The 14,414-nt window shown below is 72.9% G+C and carries 17 protein-coding genes; 2 read left to right on the top strand and 15 right to left on the bottom strand.

The genetic code is table 11. The annotated features are described in order from the left end of the window. Window positions 1–14: 14 nt before the first annotated feature. The 11 genes from AB0I60_RS33015 to ftsW all read right to left on the bottom strand — a co-directional run bounded on the left by AB0I60_RS33015 (window position 15) and on the right by ftsW (window position 10,399). Window positions 15–827, bottom strand: a complete 813-nt coding sequence (locus AB0I60_RS33015) for a DivIVA domain-containing protein (protein ID WP_360736907.1) — start codon at window positions 825–827, stop codon at window positions 15–17. 45 nt (window positions 828–872) lie between these two features. Then, window positions 873–1,157 carry a YggT family protein gene (locus tag AB0I60_RS33010; RefSeq protein WP_360736905.1) on the bottom strand — a complete coding sequence of 95 codons (285 nt, stop codon included), beginning with the start codon at window positions 1,155–1,157 and terminating at the stop codon, window positions 873–875. A gap of 20 nt (window positions 1,158–1,177) precedes the next feature. After that, window positions 1,178–1,798 carry a cell division protein SepF gene (locus AB0I60_RS33005; protein WP_360736902.1) on the bottom strand — a complete coding sequence of 207 codons (621 nt, stop codon included), beginning with the start codon at window positions 1,796–1,798 and terminating at the stop codon, window positions 1,178–1,180. A gap of 70 nt (window positions 1,799–1,868) precedes the next feature. Next, window positions 1,869–2,570 carry a YggS family pyridoxal phosphate-dependent enzyme gene (locus AB0I60_RS33000; RefSeq protein WP_360736899.1) on the bottom strand — a complete coding sequence of 234 codons (702 nt, stop codon included), beginning with the start codon at window positions 2,568–2,570 and terminating at the stop codon, window positions 1,869–1,871. Then, window positions 2,567–3,271, bottom strand: a complete 705-nt coding sequence (gene pgeF / locus AB0I60_RS32995; protein WP_360736896.1) for a peptidoglycan editing factor PgeF — start codon at window positions 3,269–3,271, stop codon at window positions 2,567–2,569. Before pgeF ends, AB0I60_RS33000 begins: the two co-directional genes overlap by 4 nt. 100 nt (window positions 3,272–3,371) lie before the next feature. Then, the gene (gene ftsZ / locus AB0I60_RS32990) at window positions 3,372–4,742 is read right to left on the bottom strand and encodes a cell division protein FtsZ (protein ID WP_360737043.1); all 1,371 of its coding nucleotides are present in this window, start codon (window positions 4,740–4,742) and stop codon (window positions 3,372–3,374) included. Between the two features lie 209 nt (window positions 4,743–4,951). Beyond that, window positions 4,952–5,476, bottom strand: coding sequence for a DinB family protein (locus AB0I60_RS32985; protein WP_360736894.1), 525 nt, complete (start codon window positions 5,474–5,476; stop codon window positions 4,952–4,954). An 88-nt stretch (window positions 5,477–5,564) separates the two neighbouring features. After that, window positions 5,565–6,296: an FtsQ-type POTRA domain-containing protein gene (locus AB0I60_RS32980; RefSeq protein WP_360736892.1), complete on the bottom strand. Its 732-nt coding sequence runs from the start codon at window positions 6,294–6,296 to the stop codon at window positions 5,565–5,567. Further along, a complete protein-coding gene (gene murC, locus AB0I60_RS32975) occupies window positions 6,293–7,741 on the bottom strand; it encodes a UDP-N-acetylmuramate--L-alanine ligase (RefSeq protein ID WP_360737040.1) in 1,449 nt (482 codons plus the stop codon). Before murC ends, AB0I60_RS32980 begins: the two co-directional genes overlap by 4 nt. Window positions 7,742–7,833: 92 nt before the next feature. After that, on the bottom strand, window positions 7,834–8,931 hold the full coding sequence (gene murG, locus AB0I60_RS32970; RefSeq protein ID WP_360736890.1) for an undecaprenyldiphospho-muramoylpentapeptide beta-N-acetylglucosaminyltransferase: 1,098 nt from the start codon (window positions 8,929–8,931) through the stop codon (window positions 7,834–7,836). A 31-nt stretch (window positions 8,932–8,962) separates the two neighbouring features. Beyond that, the gene (ftsW, locus tag AB0I60_RS32965) at window positions 8,963–10,399 is read right to left on the bottom strand and encodes a putative lipid II flippase FtsW (protein ID WP_360736888.1); all 1,437 of its coding nucleotides are present in this window, start codon (window positions 10,397–10,399) and stop codon (window positions 8,963–8,965) included. A 146-nt stretch (window positions 10,400–10,545) separates the two neighbouring features. On the opposite strand from ftsW, the gene AB0I60_RS32960 reads away from it, so the two are divergent. Beyond that, window positions 10,546–11,412, top strand: coding sequence for an aminoglycoside phosphotransferase family protein (locus tag AB0I60_RS32960; RefSeq protein WP_360736886.1), 867 nt, complete (start codon window positions 10,546–10,548; stop codon window positions 11,410–11,412). Here the strand turns inward: AB0I60_RS32960 and AB0I60_RS32955 are convergent. The 3 genes from AB0I60_RS32955 to AB0I60_RS32945 all read right to left on the bottom strand — a co-directional run bounded on the left by AB0I60_RS32955 (window position 11,381) and on the right by AB0I60_RS32945 (window position 12,675). After that, window positions 11,381–11,521 (bottom strand): DUF397 domain-containing protein, encoded by a 141-nt coding sequence (locus tag AB0I60_RS32955; protein WP_360737038.1) that lies wholly within the window; start codon window positions 11,519–11,521, stop codon window positions 11,381–11,383. The two genes, AB0I60_RS32960 and AB0I60_RS32955, sit on opposite strands and share 32 nt — an antisense overlap. A 61-nt stretch (window positions 11,522–11,582) precedes the next feature. Then, window positions 11,583–11,759 (bottom strand): DUF397 domain-containing protein, encoded by a 177-nt coding sequence (locus tag AB0I60_RS32950; protein WP_360736884.1) that lies wholly within the window; start codon window positions 11,757–11,759, stop codon window positions 11,583–11,585. Window positions 11,760–11,769: 10 nt separating this feature from the next. Then, window positions 11,770–12,675 carry a helix-turn-helix transcriptional regulator gene (locus AB0I60_RS32945; RefSeq protein ID WP_360736882.1) on the bottom strand — a complete coding sequence of 302 codons (906 nt, stop codon included), beginning with the start codon at window positions 12,673–12,675 and terminating at the stop codon, window positions 11,770–11,772. Between the two features lie 43 nt (window positions 12,676–12,718). Between AB0I60_RS32945 and AB0I60_RS32940 the strand changes: the two genes are divergently transcribed. After that, on the top strand, window positions 12,719–13,063 hold the full coding sequence (locus tag AB0I60_RS32940) for a hypothetical protein (protein ID WP_360736880.1): 345 nt from the start codon (window positions 12,719–12,721) through the stop codon (window positions 13,061–13,063). Here the strand turns inward: AB0I60_RS32940 and murD are convergent. Then, window positions 13,048–14,412, bottom strand: coding sequence for a UDP-N-acetylmuramoyl-L-alanine--D-glutamate ligase (gene murD, locus AB0I60_RS32935; RefSeq protein WP_360737036.1), 1,365 nt, complete (start codon window positions 14,410–14,412; stop codon window positions 13,048–13,050). The genes AB0I60_RS32940 and murD overlap by 16 nt on opposite strands. Between the last annotated feature and the right edge of the window lie 2 nt (window positions 14,413–14,414).

The following is a 14,414-nucleotide window of genomic DNA, read 5'->3' as shown; positions in this document are numbered from 1 at the left end:
GTCAGGACGACCGGTCAGCCCGCCTCGGCGCGCGCGCCGAACGAGTAGCCCTGCTGGCGGCCGTCGGACGGGGCGGCCGGGCCCCGGTCCTGCAGGTCGCGCAGCGAGGACTCCAGCATGGTCTTGAGCCGGGTCCGGTACTCGCGCTCGAACGTCTGGAGCTTGTCGATCTGCTTCTCCAGCGTGTTCTTCTCCTGGGTGATGTTGCCCATCACCTCGGCGTGCTTGCGCTGGGCGTCGCGGTCGAGCGCGCCGGCCTTCTCCCGGGCCTGCCGCTCCAAGGTCTCGGCACGGGTCCGCGCGTCGTTCAGCATGGTCTCGGCGCGCGTGCGCGCCTCGTTGACCATGGTGTCGGACTTGGCTCGGGCCTCGGAGAGCAGCTGCTCGGACTTCGTCCGCGCCTCCGACAGCATCCCGTCCGCCTCGGCCTTGGCCTCGCCGGTGAGCCGGTCGGCCATCTCCTGGGCCAGGCCCAGCACCTTGGCGGCCTGCACGTGGTGATCTCCACCACCACCGGGCGAGGTCTGCTCCAGCGCCGAGGGGGGCGGGACCGGCGCGAGCCTGCGGGGCTCGTCGACGACACGGCCGGGGCCGACGCCGGCGGCGACCTTCGCCCGGGCGTCCTCGAGGTCGGCGCGCGCGGTCTCGACCTGCTGGTCGAGCTGCTCGACCTGCTGGCGCAGGTCGTTGTTCTCCTCGATCAGGCGGGCGAGCTCGCCCTCAACCAGGTCGAGGAACGCGTCCACCTCGTCCTCGTTGTAGCCCCGCTTGCCAATCGGCGGCTTGCTGAACGCGACGTTGTGCACGTCCGCGGGGGTCAACGGCATCAGATCACCTCACGCACTCCTGGGCTGTGGACATCCCTGGTCCCCTCACCTGGGATCGGCTACTCGCATCAGAATGATAACGACCAGCAACAGCACAATAATGGACAAGTCCAGCCCGATGCCCCCGATCCGCACGGTGGGGATGAGCCGGCGGAGCAGTCGGACGGGGGGATCGGTCACCGTGTAGACAGTCTCCAGGGCCACCGCGACGCCGCCCGCCGGGCGCCACTCCCTGGCAAAAGACCTGACCAGCTCCACCACGACGCGAGCCGTGAGGAGCAGCCAGAACGCGAAGAGCACGTAGTAGAGGACCAGCGCGAGTGCGAACACACCCCCAACTGTGCCATCACTCACCCGTGGTTGAGGAACCCGCCCTCCGCGAGCCGCCGGCGGTCCTCCGCCGTCACGTCGATGTTGGGCGGTGAGAGCAGGAACACCTTGTTCGTGACCTTGTCGATCGACCCGCGCAGCGCGAAGGCCAGGCCGGCCGCGAAGTCCACCAGGCGCTTGGCGTCCGCGTCGTCCATGTCGGTGAGGTTCATGATCACCGGGGTGCCGTCGCGGTAGTGCTCGCCGATGGTCCGCGCCTCGTTGTAGCTGCGCGGGTTGAGCGTGGTGATGCGGCCGAGCTGGTTGCGCGCGGGCTCGGGTGCCGGGCGCGGCCGGGCGACCGGCTCGCGGGACGGGTCCACGGCCAGCGCGCCGTGCGTGGGCTCGGTGTTCCACGACCGCCGGGAGCCCCGGGAGCGGGCGTCGGGCTCGAAGTCCTCCGCGTCGTCGAGCTCGCTGCGGTAGCGGCCCGCCGGGCGGCGGCCGTTGCGCTGCTCGGGGTAGGTCTCGTAGTCGTCGGGCTCGCTGTACTCGGACCGGTAGTCGTAACGCCCCGGGCGCTCGTTGTCGTAGTCGGGGTCGTCGGCGTACTCGGCGGGAACCATCCCGAAGTAGGCCTTCAGCTTGTGAAACCCGCTCATGGTCGAGCCCTCTCTCCGCCGATCTCCCTACCCGCAAGGACGTCGCGGTCGTCCCAGAGGTTCCAGACAGTTACGGCGAGGCTAGTCTCCGGCTGCCCAGCAACGCTGTTCCGACACGCACGCACGTCGATCCGCACGAGATCGCATCTTCCAGGTCACCGGACATCCCCGCCGAGATCACGTTGGCATCGGGATGATCGTCACGCAAGCGGGTTACCGCACCATGTAGAGCGTCAAACGCCTGCTGTGGAGACATTCCGAGGGGTGCGACGGTCATCACACCGCGCAGGACAAGTTCACCCTTTCGGGCGACATGATCGGCCAGTCGCGGGAGGTCCGGCAGCGGGTGGCCGCCGCGCTTGGGGTCGCCGTCCACGCTGACCTGGATCAGCACGTCGAGCGGGTGCTCCCCCGACGCCCTGGCCAGGGCGTCGGCCAGCCGCTCCGAGTCGACCGAGTCGACCTGGTCCGCCCAGCCCACGACGGAGCGCGCCTTGTTCCGCTGGAGGCTGCCGACCATGTGCCAGCGGACCGCCGCACCGGGCCGCAGCGCGGCGAATTCGGCGACCTTCGCACCCGCCTCCTGGTCCCGGTTCTCCGCGAACTCGGTCAGGCCCAGGTCGGCCAGCAGCGCCACGTCGGCCGCCGGGAAGGTCTTGGTCACCGCGAGCAGGGTCACCTCGGCGCTGTCCCGCCCGGCCGCCGCGCACGCCCGGTCGATCCGCCCGCGCACGTCCGCCAGGTTCGCGGCCAGCTCGTCGCGCCGGTTCACGCGTCGATCCAGATCACGCCCGCGAGCCGGCCCGTGCCGGGCTCGCGCCGGTGGCTGAACAGGTCGCGCTCCTCGACCGTGCAGCGCGGGTCGACGCCGACCTTGCCGACGCCCGCGTCGGCGAGCTGCTGCCAGATGCCGGCCCGCAGGTCGAGCGCGGGCCGCCCGGTCCGGCTCTTGGTGGCGCTGCCCGGCAGGTGCCTGTCCACGTCGTCGCGCATGGCGGCGGGCACCTCGTAGCACTGGCCGCACACGGCCGGCCCGAGCAGCACCTCCACCCGCTCCGGCCGCGCACCCAGCGACTCCATGGCGCTCAGCGCGGCCGGCACCACGCCGACCCGCGCGCCGACCCGCCCGGCGTGCACTGCGGCCACCACGCCCGCCTCCGGGTCGCCCAGCAGCACCGGCACGCAGTCGGCGGTGAGCACGACCAGGGCGAGCCGCTCGGCGCGGGTGACCACGGCGTCGGTGGCCTCCAGCGGTCGCGCGACCGGGCCGTCCACGACCTGGGCGGTGCGGCCGTGCACCTGCTCCATCCAGACCAGCCGGTCCGGGGTGAGCCCGAGGCCCTCGGCGAGCCGGCGGCGGTTCGCGGCGACCGCCGCCGGGTCGTCCCCGACCTGGTCGCCGAGGTTGAAGGACTCGTACGGCGGCTGGGAGACCCCGCCCTGGCGGGTGGTCACGACACGACGGATGCGCACGCGCACAGCCTGCCATGCGCGAAGGGGGAGACCCGCCGAGGCTCGGCGGGTCTCCCCCGTGACGCGCGGAGGGCGGCCGGTCCCCCGGCCCGCCCGGTGCTCAGCGCCGCATGAACGGCGGCACGTCCACCTCGTCGTCCGGGTCGTCGGTCACCGGCACCGCCCGGCTGGGCAGCGTGCCGCTCTGCGAGAGCGGCCGGTGGATGGTCGACGGCTGCGGCGGCTGGTAGGTCGGCTGCGCGGACGCGCCGTTGGCCTGGGTGGGCTGCGGCACGCCGGCCCGCTCGACCACCGGCGGCTGGTGCTGCGCCACCGGCTGGGACACCGGCTGGTGCTGGGGCTGGTGCTGCGGCTGGTGGACGGGCTGCGGCGGGTGGTCGACCTGCCCGGAGAACTGGGTGGGCGGCGGGGGTTGGACGGGCGGCTGCGGCGCGCGCTGCACCGCCCCGGCGTCACCGGGGGCGACCGCCCCGGCGCGCTGGGCACCGGACAGCGCCTGCGGCTCCAGCTTCTTGTGCGTGGGGCCGCCGCTGTCGAACCCGGCCGCGATCACCGTGACCCGGACCTCGTCGCCGAGGGAGTCGTCGATCACCGTGCCGAAGATGATGTTCGCGTCCGGGTGCGCGGCCTCCTGGACCAGCGACGCGGACTCGTTGATCTCGAACAGCCCCAGGTCGGAGCCGCCCGCGATGGACAGCAGCACGCCGTGCGCGCCCTCCATGGACGCCTCCAGCAGCGGCGAGTTGATCGCCTTCTGCGCGGCCTGCACCGCTCTGCCCTCGCCGCGCGCCGAGCCGATGCCCATCAGCGCCGAGCCCGCCCCGGACATGACCGACTTGACGTCGGCGAAGTCCAGGTTGATCAGGCCGGGCGTGGTGATGAGGTCGGTGATGCCCTGGACACCGGACAGCAGCACCTCGTCCGCCGAGCGGAACGCGTCCATCAGGCTGACGCCGATGTCGCCGAGCTGGAGCAGCCGGTCGTTCGGGATCACGATGAGCGTGTCGCACTCGTTGCGCAGCGCCTGGATGCCCTCTTCGGCCTGCTTGGCCCGGCGCTTGCCCTCGAACGAGAACGGCCGGGTCACCACACCGATGGTGAGGGCGCCGAGCTTGCGGGCGATGGACGCCACGACCGGCGCACCGCCGGTGCCCGTGCCACCGCCCTCGCCGGCGGTCACGAACACCATGTCCGCGCCCTTGAGGACTTCCTCGATCTCCTCGCGGTGGTCCTCGGCGGCCTTGTGGCCCACCTCGGGGTTCGCGCCCGCGCCGAGGCCGCGGGTCAGTTCACGGCCGATGTCGAGCTTGACGTCCGCGTCGGACATCAACAGCGCCTGCGCGTCGGTGTTCACCGCGATGAACTCGACGCCCTTGAGCCCGACCTCGATCATCCGGTTCACGGCGTTGACACCGCCGCCGCCGATGCCGACGACCTTTATCACCGCGAGGTAGTTGTGCGGGGGCGTCATCGGATCCGCCTTCCTGATCGTGTCCGTGCTCATGTGCTGGAGTGGATGACCACCGGTGTCACACCCGGACGGAGCTCCACCCGGATTGAAACCCTCAACCAGAGGTCAAGAGTTATGTCAACCCCGTATGTTCTCTGAGGACGTTATGCATCGGGAATGCGTCGGTCCAGCAGCCACGCCGTGTCGTGTCCTGACCGGGTGAGCGACGTCTACTCGCCGGTCACCCCGTCGAGCAGCTCGCGCACCACGTCCAAGTGCCCCGCGTGCCGACCCGTTTCCTCGATCATGTGGATCAGCACCCAGCGCACGGACAACCGCTTGTCCCCCCGGAACGCGACCTCGTGGTCGAGGTCGAGCCCCGCGAGCGCCTCCCGGCTGACCGCGCACTGCGCAGCGTAGTCGCTCACGAGCCCGGCGATCGTCTCCCCCGGCCCGACCCGCCAGTCCCCGTCCGGGTCCTCCCGGCTGTAGGGGGCTTCGTCCGGGTGCCCGAGCAGCGCCACCCGGAACCAGTAGTTCTCCACCCAGCGCAGGTGCTTCACCACGCCGGCGGCCGTGGTCAGCGGCGACGGGAGCACCGCGCGGGACGCGTCCTGTTCGGACAGTCCGGCGACCTTGAGCTGCACGGTGCCGCGCAGGTAGTCCAGGAAACCGCCCAGCAGCGAGCGCTCGTCACCGGTGAACGGCAGGTCGACGCGGTGTTCGGGCGCCGTCACGATCTTCGTCACAGTCATGGCGCGCAGTATCGCCGCACGACCCGCCAGGCCGAACCGGATTTCCGCGCCGGCCGGCACGGGGCCGGCGCACCGGGGGTGGTGAGCATCACTCGCCGGAGACGGTCGGCAGCTCGGGGCTCGACACGTCGAACACCGTGCCGTCCCGGGTCATCAGCACCTGCGCCACGGCCGCCTTGCGCGGCGTGTCCGCCGACGAGCCCCACCGGATCTCGCGCCCGGCGGTCAGCGCCAGCTTCACGTCCGCGTCGGTCGTCGCCGTGACCACCTGCACCTCCCGGCGCAGCTCCTCGGGCAGGCCGGTCAGCACCACGACGGCGGCCAGGTGGCCCGCCGGCTCCGCCTTCAGCTCGGGCAGCCCGGCGGGCGGCCGGGCCAGCGTGGCGTAGTCCTTGCCGGTGCCGTCGACCAGGTGCGCGCCGTCGGGCCGCTGCACGACGGCGACCGGCGTGCGCTCGTCGACGGTCAGCCGCACGGTGCCGGGCAGCTCCCGCTCGACCCGCACGCCCGCCACCCGGGCCAGCTCGCGGACCCGCCCGACCACCGCGTCGACGTCCAGGCGGGCCAGCGGCGTGCCCTCCTCGATCGCGGCGGCGGCGCGCACCTGGTCGGCGGTCAGCTCGGTGGTGCCGCGCACCTCGACCTCCCGGACGCCCAGCAGCGGCGTGAACCACACCGCGCACACCACGGCGGTCACCGAGGCGAGCACCAGGACCGCCACCACGCGGCGGCGGACCACCGCGCGGCGCGAGGGCCCGCGCCGGGACGGGCGCCGCCGCTGCGCGGGGGCGGGGCGGCGACGCGCCGTCTTCGTGCTCATGGCCGGTGCAGCTCCCCGACGATCTCCGGGCCGAGCATCGTCACGTCGCCCGCGCCCATCGTCACCACCACGTCGCCCTCGCCGACCAGCCCGGCCACCAGCGCCGGCACCCGGTCGAACGACGGCTCGTAGTGCACCCGCCCCGCGTCCAGCGGCACCTTGCCCGCGACCAGCGCGCCGGTCACCCCCGGCTCGGGCTCCTCCCGCGCGCCGTACACGTCGAGCACGACGACGTGGTCGGCCAGTCCGAGGGCGGTGCCGAACTCGTCGGCGAACAGCCGGGTCCGCGAGTACAGGTGGGGCTGGAACACGACGACGAGCTTGCCGTCCCCGGCGACCGGCCGCGCGGCGGTGAGCTGCGCGGCCACCTCGGTCGGGTGGTGGGCGTAGTCGTCGTAGACCCGGACGCCGCCGGAGCGGCCCTTGAACTCGAACCGCCGGCGCACCCCGCCGAACGCGGCCAGGCCCTCCAGCACGCACTGCCGGTCCGCGCCCAGCTCCAGGGCGGCGACCAGCGCGGCCACGGCGTTGGCCGCCATGTGCTCGCCGGGCACCGACACCCGCACGTCCAGGGTCTGCCCGTCGACCTCGACCACGGCCAGGCCGCCGCCGTCCTCGGGCCGGTAGTCGACCAGCGTGGCCGCGCCGTCCCCGGTGGCCGCGCGGCCGTACGGGCGGACCCGGATGCCCCGGGCCGCCGCGCGCCCGGCCAGGGCCGCCGCGCCCGGGTCGTCCACGCAGACGACCAGCACGCCGCCGGGCTCGACGCGCTCCAGGAACGAGTCGAACACCGCGACGTACGCCTCCACGGTGCCGTGGTGGTCGAGGTGGTCGGCCTCGACGTTGGTGACCACCGCCACGGACGGCGCGAAGTACAGGAACGAGCCGTCGCTCTCGTCGGCCTCGGCCACGAACACGCCACCCGCGCCCTGGTGGGCGTTCGCGCCGGACTCGTTCAGGTCACCGCCGATGGCGAACGACGGGTCCATCCGGCAGTGCTGGAGGACCACGGTCAGCATCGAGGTGGTGGAGGTCTTGCCGTGGGTGCCGGCGACGCAGGCCACCCGGTGGTCGAGCATCAGCGCGGCCAGCGCCTCGGCCCGCCGCAGCACGACGACGCCGCGCTCCCGGGCGGCGACCAGCTCGGGGTTGTCCTCGCGGATCGCGGTGGACACCACGACCGCCGTGGGGCCGCCGATGAGCTGGTCGAGGTGCGCGCCGTGGTGGCCGACCGCGATGGCCGCGCCCTGCGCGCGCAGCGCGAGCACGGTCCGCGAGTCCTTGGCGTCCGAGCCGGACACCTGCGCGCCGCGCGCCAGCAGGATGCGCGCGATGCCGCTCATGCCCGCGCCGCCGATGCCGACCAGGTGCACCCGGTCCAGCACGCCCGGCGCGTCCTCGGAGCCGCTGCCCGGGGCACCGGCCGAGGTGCTGTCCGGGGCCAGGTCCTCGGGGTAGGTCTCCGCGACCACGGCCTCGTCGGCCTGCGGCTGCCCGGCCGGCGGGTGGTCGGTGCGCGCGTCCTCGGGTCGGGTGCTCACTTCTCGATCACATCCAGGACGATCCGGGCCAGCACCTCGTCGGCCTCGCGGCGGCCGGTGCCCAGCGTGGCGGACGACATCGCCGCCAGCCGCGCGCGGTCGGCGACCAGCGGGACGACGTTCTCGGCCACCCACTGCGGGGTGAGCTGGTCGTCGGGCACCAGCAGGCCACCGCCCGCCTGCACGACCGGGCCGGCGTTGAGGGACTGCTCGCCGTTGCCGATCGGCAGCGGGACGAACACCGCCGGCAGGCCCACCGCCGAGACCTCGGCGACGGTCATCGCGCCCGACCGGCACAGCACGGCGTCGGCGGCGGCGTAGGCGAGGTCCATGCGCTCCAGGTACGGCACGGGCACGTAAGGCGGCCGGACCGCCTGCACCGCGAGGGAGTTCTTCGGGCCGTGGGCGTGCAGCACGCCGATCCCGGCCTGGGCGAACGCCGCCGCCGCGCCGGACACGGCGTTGTTGATCGACCGCGCGCCCTGCGAGCCGCCGAACACCAGCAGCGTCGGGGCGTCCGGGTCGAGCCCGAAGTGGGCGCGGGCCTGGGCGCGCAGCGCGGCGCGGTCCAGGGTCGTGATGGAGTGGCGCAGCGGGATGCCGATGATCTCGGCGTCGTTCAGGCCCGAGTCGGGCACGGCGGCGGCGACCCGCTCGGCGAACTTCGCGCCGACCTTGTTCGCCAGGCCGGCCTTCGCGTTGGCCTCGTGCACCACGATCGGCAGCCGGCCGCGCGCGGCCAGGTAGGCGGGCAGCGACACGTAGCCGCCGAACCCGACCACGACGTGCGCGCCGACCCGCTCGAAGACCTCGCGGGTGCGCTTGACCGACTCGCGGACCCGCAGCGGGAGCTTGAGCAGGTCGGGCGACGGCTTGCGGGGCATCGGCACCGGCGGGATCAGCTCCAGCGGGTAGCCCCGGGCGGGCACGAGCTTGTTCTCCAACCCGCGTTCGGTGCCGAGCGCGACCACGCGCGCGTCGGGCCGCAGCCGCATGACGGCGTCGGCCAGGGCCAGGGCGGGCTCGATGTGCCCGGCGGTGCCGCCTCCGGCGACCACCACGCACGGTCCGACCTGCTGGGGAACCCCGGTCACGCACTTCCTCCTTGATTGGGTGAAACCTCGGCTATCGCCCGTCGCGACGCCGGGAACGGTCCTGGGTCGCTCTGCGGGAGTCGCGCCGACGGTACTCCGAGGGCGGAGCGTGACGACCGGCCATCCTCCGCTCGTCCAGGGGCGGCGGCGCGGCCTTGCGACCGCGCGGCGGCGTGGAGGGGCGCACCGGCTTGCGCTTGGGCGGCGGCTTGTACGCCTCGGGCGCGGGCAGCCGCAGCGCCCCGCCGACCCGGCCTGGCCCGATCGAGCGCAGCGCCGACACGGCGGCCGGCTCGTGCCGCGCGCAGTTGGCGAGGATGCCGAACACCACCATCGTGGTGACGATCGACGTGCCGCCGGAGGAGATCATCGGCAGCGTGATGCCGGTGACCGGCAGGAGCTGCACGACGTAGCCGATGTTGATCGCGGCCTGCGCGACCAGCCACACGGTCAGCGTCGCGGACACCATCCGGATCCACGGGTCGGTGTTGCGCGCGGCGATCCGCAGGCCGACCACGGCGAGCAGGCCGAACAGCCCGAGCACCAGCAGGCACCCGATGAAGCCCAGCTCCTCGCCGATCACCGCGAAGATGAAGTCGCTGTGCACGTTGGGCAGGTAGCGCCACTTCGAGCTGCCGTTGGTCAGGCCCTTGCCGAAGAAGCCGCCCTCGGCCAGCGCGAACAGCGCCTGCCGCGCCTGGAGTCCCGCGCCGAGCGGGTCCTTGTCCGGGTCGAGGTAGGTCAGCACGCGCTGGAGCCGGTAGGTCGCGCCGATCGCCAGCACCACCGCGCCGGACACCGCGCCGATGGCGATCACGCCGAACAGCCGCATCGGCGCGCCGACGAACCACAGCAGGCTGACCAGCACCACGCCGAGCGTGATCGTGCCGCCCAGGTCGGGCTGGAGCATGACGAGCGCGAACACCACCAGCGCGACCGGCACGACCGGCACCAGCAGGTGGCGGTACTGGGTGAGCAGGGCGCGCTTGGTGACCAGCACGTGCGCGCCCCACAGCGCGAGTGCGAGCTTGGCGGCCTCGATCGGCTGGAACGAGATCGGCCCGACGGTGAACCACGACTGGGCGCCGCCCCTGACCGTCCCCAGCGGCGTCAGCACCAGCCCGAGCAGGATCACGCAGACGAGCATCGCCATCGTGCTGCCGTGCCGGATCGCGCGCAGCGGGACGCGCAGCACGATCAGGAACAGCACGGCACCCACCACGACGTAGAGCAACTGCTTCTGGAACACGCTGTAGGCGGACGCGCCCTCGGCGACCTCGCCGGGCGCCGACGCCGACAGGACCATGATCAGGCCGATCGCGGTCAGCAGGCCGAACACCGCCAGCAGCAGGTGGAAATCGGCCAGCGGCCGGCCCAGCCACGCGGTGAGCGTGCTGCGGACGGCGACCGCCCGCTTGGCGCGCACGGGCTTGGGCGGCCGTTCCACGACTCTGTCCACCGCTGTCATGCGTGCATCGTCTCCCGCTTCACGCGGGGAGGGGTGACATCGCACCCGCGTGTCGCCCGGTACGACGCGGAGATCACGCCCGCCGGCAACCAGTGGACGCGCGAATCCGGTTGACGGTTGCTTCGCGTTCCCGATCGGATGGCGGTGTGCGATTCGAGGAGCGCCCGATCCCGGAGCCCCTGGTCCGGTTGCTGCTGGCGGAGTCGTTCCCCCGGTGGGCGGACCTGCCGCTGCGGCGGGTCGCGTCGTTCGGCACCGACCACGTCATGTACCGCCTCGGTGGGGACATGGTCGTCCGCCTGCCGAAGGTCGACTGGGCGGTGGAGGGGGTCCGCCACGAGAACCGCTGGCTGCCGGAACTGGCACCGCACCTGCCGGTCCCCGTACCCGAACCGCTGGGCCTGGGACGCCCGGCGGCGGGCTACCCGTGGCCGTGGGCGGTCCACCGGTGGCTGGAGGGGGCGAACCCGGAGGAGGTCGGGGAGCCGCGTGCGTTCGCCGAGGACGTCGCCGCGTTCATCGCCGCGATGCGCCGCGTCCGCCTACCGGGTGCGCCGACCACCAGGCGCGGCGACCCCTTGGCGACCCGGGACGAGGCCACCCGCCGGGCGATCGCCGACATCGCGGACCAGGTGGACGTCGCCGGGGTGACGCGCGCGTGGGAGACGGCCCTGGCCGCGCCGGCGTGGGACGGCGACCCGGTGTGGCTGCACGGAGACCTCTCGCCGGGCAACGTCCTGGTGCGCGACGGCCGGTTCGGCGCGGTCATCGACTTCAGCCTGAGCGGGGTGGGCGACCCGGCGGCCGACCTCGTGGTGGCGTGGAACCTGGTGCCCGAGGAGGGCCGCCAGGCGCTGCGCGAGGCACTGGGCGACGACGACGCGACGTGGGAGAGGGGACAGGGGCTGGCGTTGTCGATCGCGCTGGTGCAGTTGCAGTACTGGGAGCACAACCCGCTGCTGGCGGGCAACTCCCGGCACATCATCGACCAGGTGATGGCCGACGCCGCTTGAGCGAGGACAGGAACGCGGAAGCGGCCTCCTCGCTGAACCCCAACACCGGCCCACTGACGTTCTTGCTGTCCCGCACACACACGCCGGCGACCGACCGCGCAAGCTCCACGCACGCGCCGCCGCCGTTGCTGCGACTGCTCCTCCGCCACTCGGAAGGCACCGAGCACTCCTCAGCGATCAACTGTCACCCGCGCGACGGAGGAGAAGAAGGCGGCAGCAGCGCCCGCGCTGAACCCCAACACCGGACCCCCGGCGTTCTTGCTGTCCCGCACCTGAACCACCGCAGAGGACCGGGCGATCTCGACACAGTTGCCACCGCCGTTGCTACGACTGCTCTTCCGCCACATGGAGCACTCCTCAGTGATTGTCCAGCACCCGTTCGACCAGCGAAACAGAATCCTCGGGATTCAGGGCCGCCGCACGTAGATGATCCATAGCCAGGCTATACCACTCGTTCTCGGCGTCATCGTCCAAGTAGAGGCCCCCGGACAGATTTTCGATGTAGACCACGCTGGGGAAGTCGGCGAACATCAGTTGCGCGAACGCGCTGCCCATTGCGATGTGTGCACCTTTGGCGAAGGGCAGTACCTGCAACGTCACGCTCGGCAACGCCGCCAACTGCAGGAGATGGCGTAGTTGCGCCTTGTGGACCTCCACGCCGCCCACCACCCTGCGGAGTGCTGCTTCGTCCAGAATCGCCCAGACCCTCAGCAACCCGCCTTCGAGGCGCCCTTGCCGGGCTTGGCGCAGCTCGACTCGCTTGTCCACCACGGCATCGGCGGCGTGCGGGTCGAACGCCCGCACTATCTGCCGCGCGTACTCGGGTGTCTGGAACAGGCCCGGGATCAGGTCTATCTCGAAGGTGTCGACCGCGACGGCTTCCGACTCCAGGACCACGTACTCCGAGAACCAGTCGAACAGCACGTCCCCGTAGACGTGCCACCAGCCGCGCTTCTTGGCGACGCTCGCCAGCTTCAGGAGCCATTCCCGCTCCTCGGCGTCGGCCCGGTACAGTTCGGCCAGTGCGCGGGTATCCACAATGGACACCCCAGTGGCGGCGGACTCGATCCGGCTGATCTTCGACTTGGAATAACCCAACTCCTTGATCACGTCGTCGAATCCGAGTCCCGCGTCCTCGCGCAACCGGGTCAGCGCACTGGCCAGAACGCGTCGCCGGACCCCGGGCCCTTGGTTCTGCGGCATGGCTGCGACATTAGCGGCAAAATAGGCCACCGAAAGAGTGAACTTCTGCAACACAGCCATCTGCGTTATTGCATCGTCCTGCGCTCAGGACGACAGTCCTGCCATGACCACCATCAACGCCGCGCTGGCGCACGCGCTCCACCTGCTCCGGCAGGACATGCTGGGCTACCTGGACGCCGTCGAGTTCCTGACCAGCGAGGACGACACCGACGACGACACCGTCCTGGCCGTTGCCCGCACCGAGGTGCCGCGCCTGGTCGCCGCCCTGCGCGGTACCGTCACCGCGCACCGGGCCGACCACCACGGCCTGTGCCTGGGGTGCCCGGCCACCTGGATCGACGGTCGACTCGGGCGGGAAGCGTGGCCGTGCCCGACGATCGAGCGCGCTCAGCGATTCCTCAAAGACCCCGACAGCATCTACTCGGCGACGCCTTACGCGCGCCTGTGACCCGCGAGTTCCACCACCGCGTCGGCGAACGCCCTGCCCCGGTGCGCGTAGTCGCTGAACATGTCCATCGACGCCGCCGCCGGTGCCAGCACGACCGCGTCGCCCGCCCGCGCCATGGACCGCGCGGCGCGCACCGCGTCCACCATGGTCGCGTCGTCCAACACCGCCACGGGCACGTCGGGCGCGTTGCGGGCCAGTGCCGAGGCGAGCACCTCGCGGTCCGCGCCGATCAGCACCGCGCCCCGCAGCCGGTGCGCCACGGCGTGCACCAGGTCGTCCACCGACGCGCCCTTGAGCAGACCGCCGGCGATCCAGACCGCGCTGTCGTAGGACCGCAGCGACGCCTCGGCCGCGTGCGGGTTCGTGGCCTTCGAGTCGTTCACGTACCGCACGCCACCGGACTCGGCGACGAACTCCGCCCGGTGCGCGCCGGGCCGGAAGTCCCGCAGCCCCTGCCGCACGGCCTCCGCCGACACGCCGTGCGCCCGTGCGAGCGCCGCCGCCGCCAACGCGTCCGCGATCCCGGGCGGCCCGCCGGGGCTCACGTCCGCGACCGCCGCCAGCACCGCGTCCGGGCCGAACGCCCGGTCCACCAGGTTCCCGTCCACCACCCCGAGCCGGCCCTCCTCGGGCGCGTCCAGGGTGAAGCCGACGCGCACGGGTGCCGTCGAGGCGTCCAGCAGCCCGGCGATGAACGGGTCGTCCACGCCGGCCACCGCGACCTCACCGGTCAGCACCCGGGCCTTGGCCTCCGCGTACCGCTCGAACGAGCCGTGCCAGTCGAGGTGGTCCTCGGCGAGGTTGAGCAGCACCCCCGCCGCCGGCCGCACCGACGGCGACCAGTGCAGCTGGAAGCTCGACAGCTCGACGGCCAGCACCCGGTGGCCGGCCAGCAGCGCGTCCACCACCGGCAGGCCGACGTTCCCGCACGCCACCGCGTCGATCCCGGCCGCCCGCAGGATCGACTCCAGCATCCCGACCGTCGTCGTCTTGCCGTTGGTGCCGGTCACCGCCAGCCACGCGGGCGGGTCGGCCAGCTCCAGGCCCATCCGCCAGGCGAGTTCGACCTCGCCGACCACCTCGACGCCCGCCGCCCCTGCGGCCAGCAGCAGCGGGCTGTCCGGCCGCCAGCCGGGGCTGGTCACCACCAGCTCCACCCCCGGCGGCGGCGCGACCAGGCCCGGCACCAGCGCGACGCCGGGCAGCAGCGGCTCCAGGGCCTCCAGCCGCTCGGCGCTGCCGTCGGTGACCACGACCGACGCGCCCGCCGCGAGCAGCGCCTCGGCGGCGGACCGGCCGGTCACGCCCGCGCCGGCGACCAGGACGTCGCGGCCGGCCAGGAACCCCACGC

It is taken from the genome of Actinosynnema sp. NPDC050436 (genome assembly GCF_040655415.1).
Taxonomy (GTDB): domain Bacteria; phylum Actinomycetota; class Actinomycetes; order Mycobacteriales; family Pseudonocardiaceae; genus Actinosynnema.
The sequence above is the reverse complement of the archived record's forward strand: the minus strand, read 5'-3'. Positions and strand labels throughout refer to the sequence as shown.

Bases quoted from the DNA above. Each gene is read 5' to 3' on its own strand.
- ftsW (WP_360736888.1), bottom strand. From the start codon at position 10,399: ATGACAGCGGTGGACAGAGTCGTGGAACGGCCGCCCAAGCCCGTGCGC.
- AB0I60_RS33005 (WP_360736902.1), bottom strand. From the start codon at position 1,798: ATGAGCGGGTTTCACAAGCTGAAGGCCTACTTCGGGATGGTTCCCGCC.
- AB0I60_RS32950 (WP_360736884.1), bottom strand. From the start codon at position 11,759: ATGTGGCGGAAGAGCAGTCGTAGCAACGGCGGTGGCAACTGTGTCGAG.
- AB0I60_RS32945 (WP_360736882.1), bottom strand. From the start codon at position 12,675: ATGGCTGTGTTGCAGAAGTTCACTCTTTCGGTGGCCTATTTTGCCGCT.
- AB0I60_RS32940 (WP_360736880.1), top strand. From the start codon at position 12,719: ATGACCACCATCAACGCCGCGCTGGCGCACGCGCTCCACCTGCTCCGG.
- ftsZ (WP_360737043.1), bottom strand. From the start codon at position 4,742: ATGACGCCCCCGCACAACTACCTCGCGGTGATAAAGGTCGTCGGCATC.
- AB0I60_RS33015 (WP_360736907.1), bottom strand. From the start codon at position 827: ATGCCGTTGACCCCCGCGGACGTGCACAACGTCGCGTTCAGCAAGCCG.
- AB0I60_RS32980 (WP_360736892.1), bottom strand. From the start codon at position 6,296: ATGAGCACGAAGACGGCGCGTCGCCGCCCCGCCCCCGCGCAGCGGCGG.
- AB0I60_RS32985 (WP_360736894.1), bottom strand. From the start codon at position 5,476: ATGACTGTGACGAAGATCGTGACGGCGCCCGAACACCGCGTCGACCTG.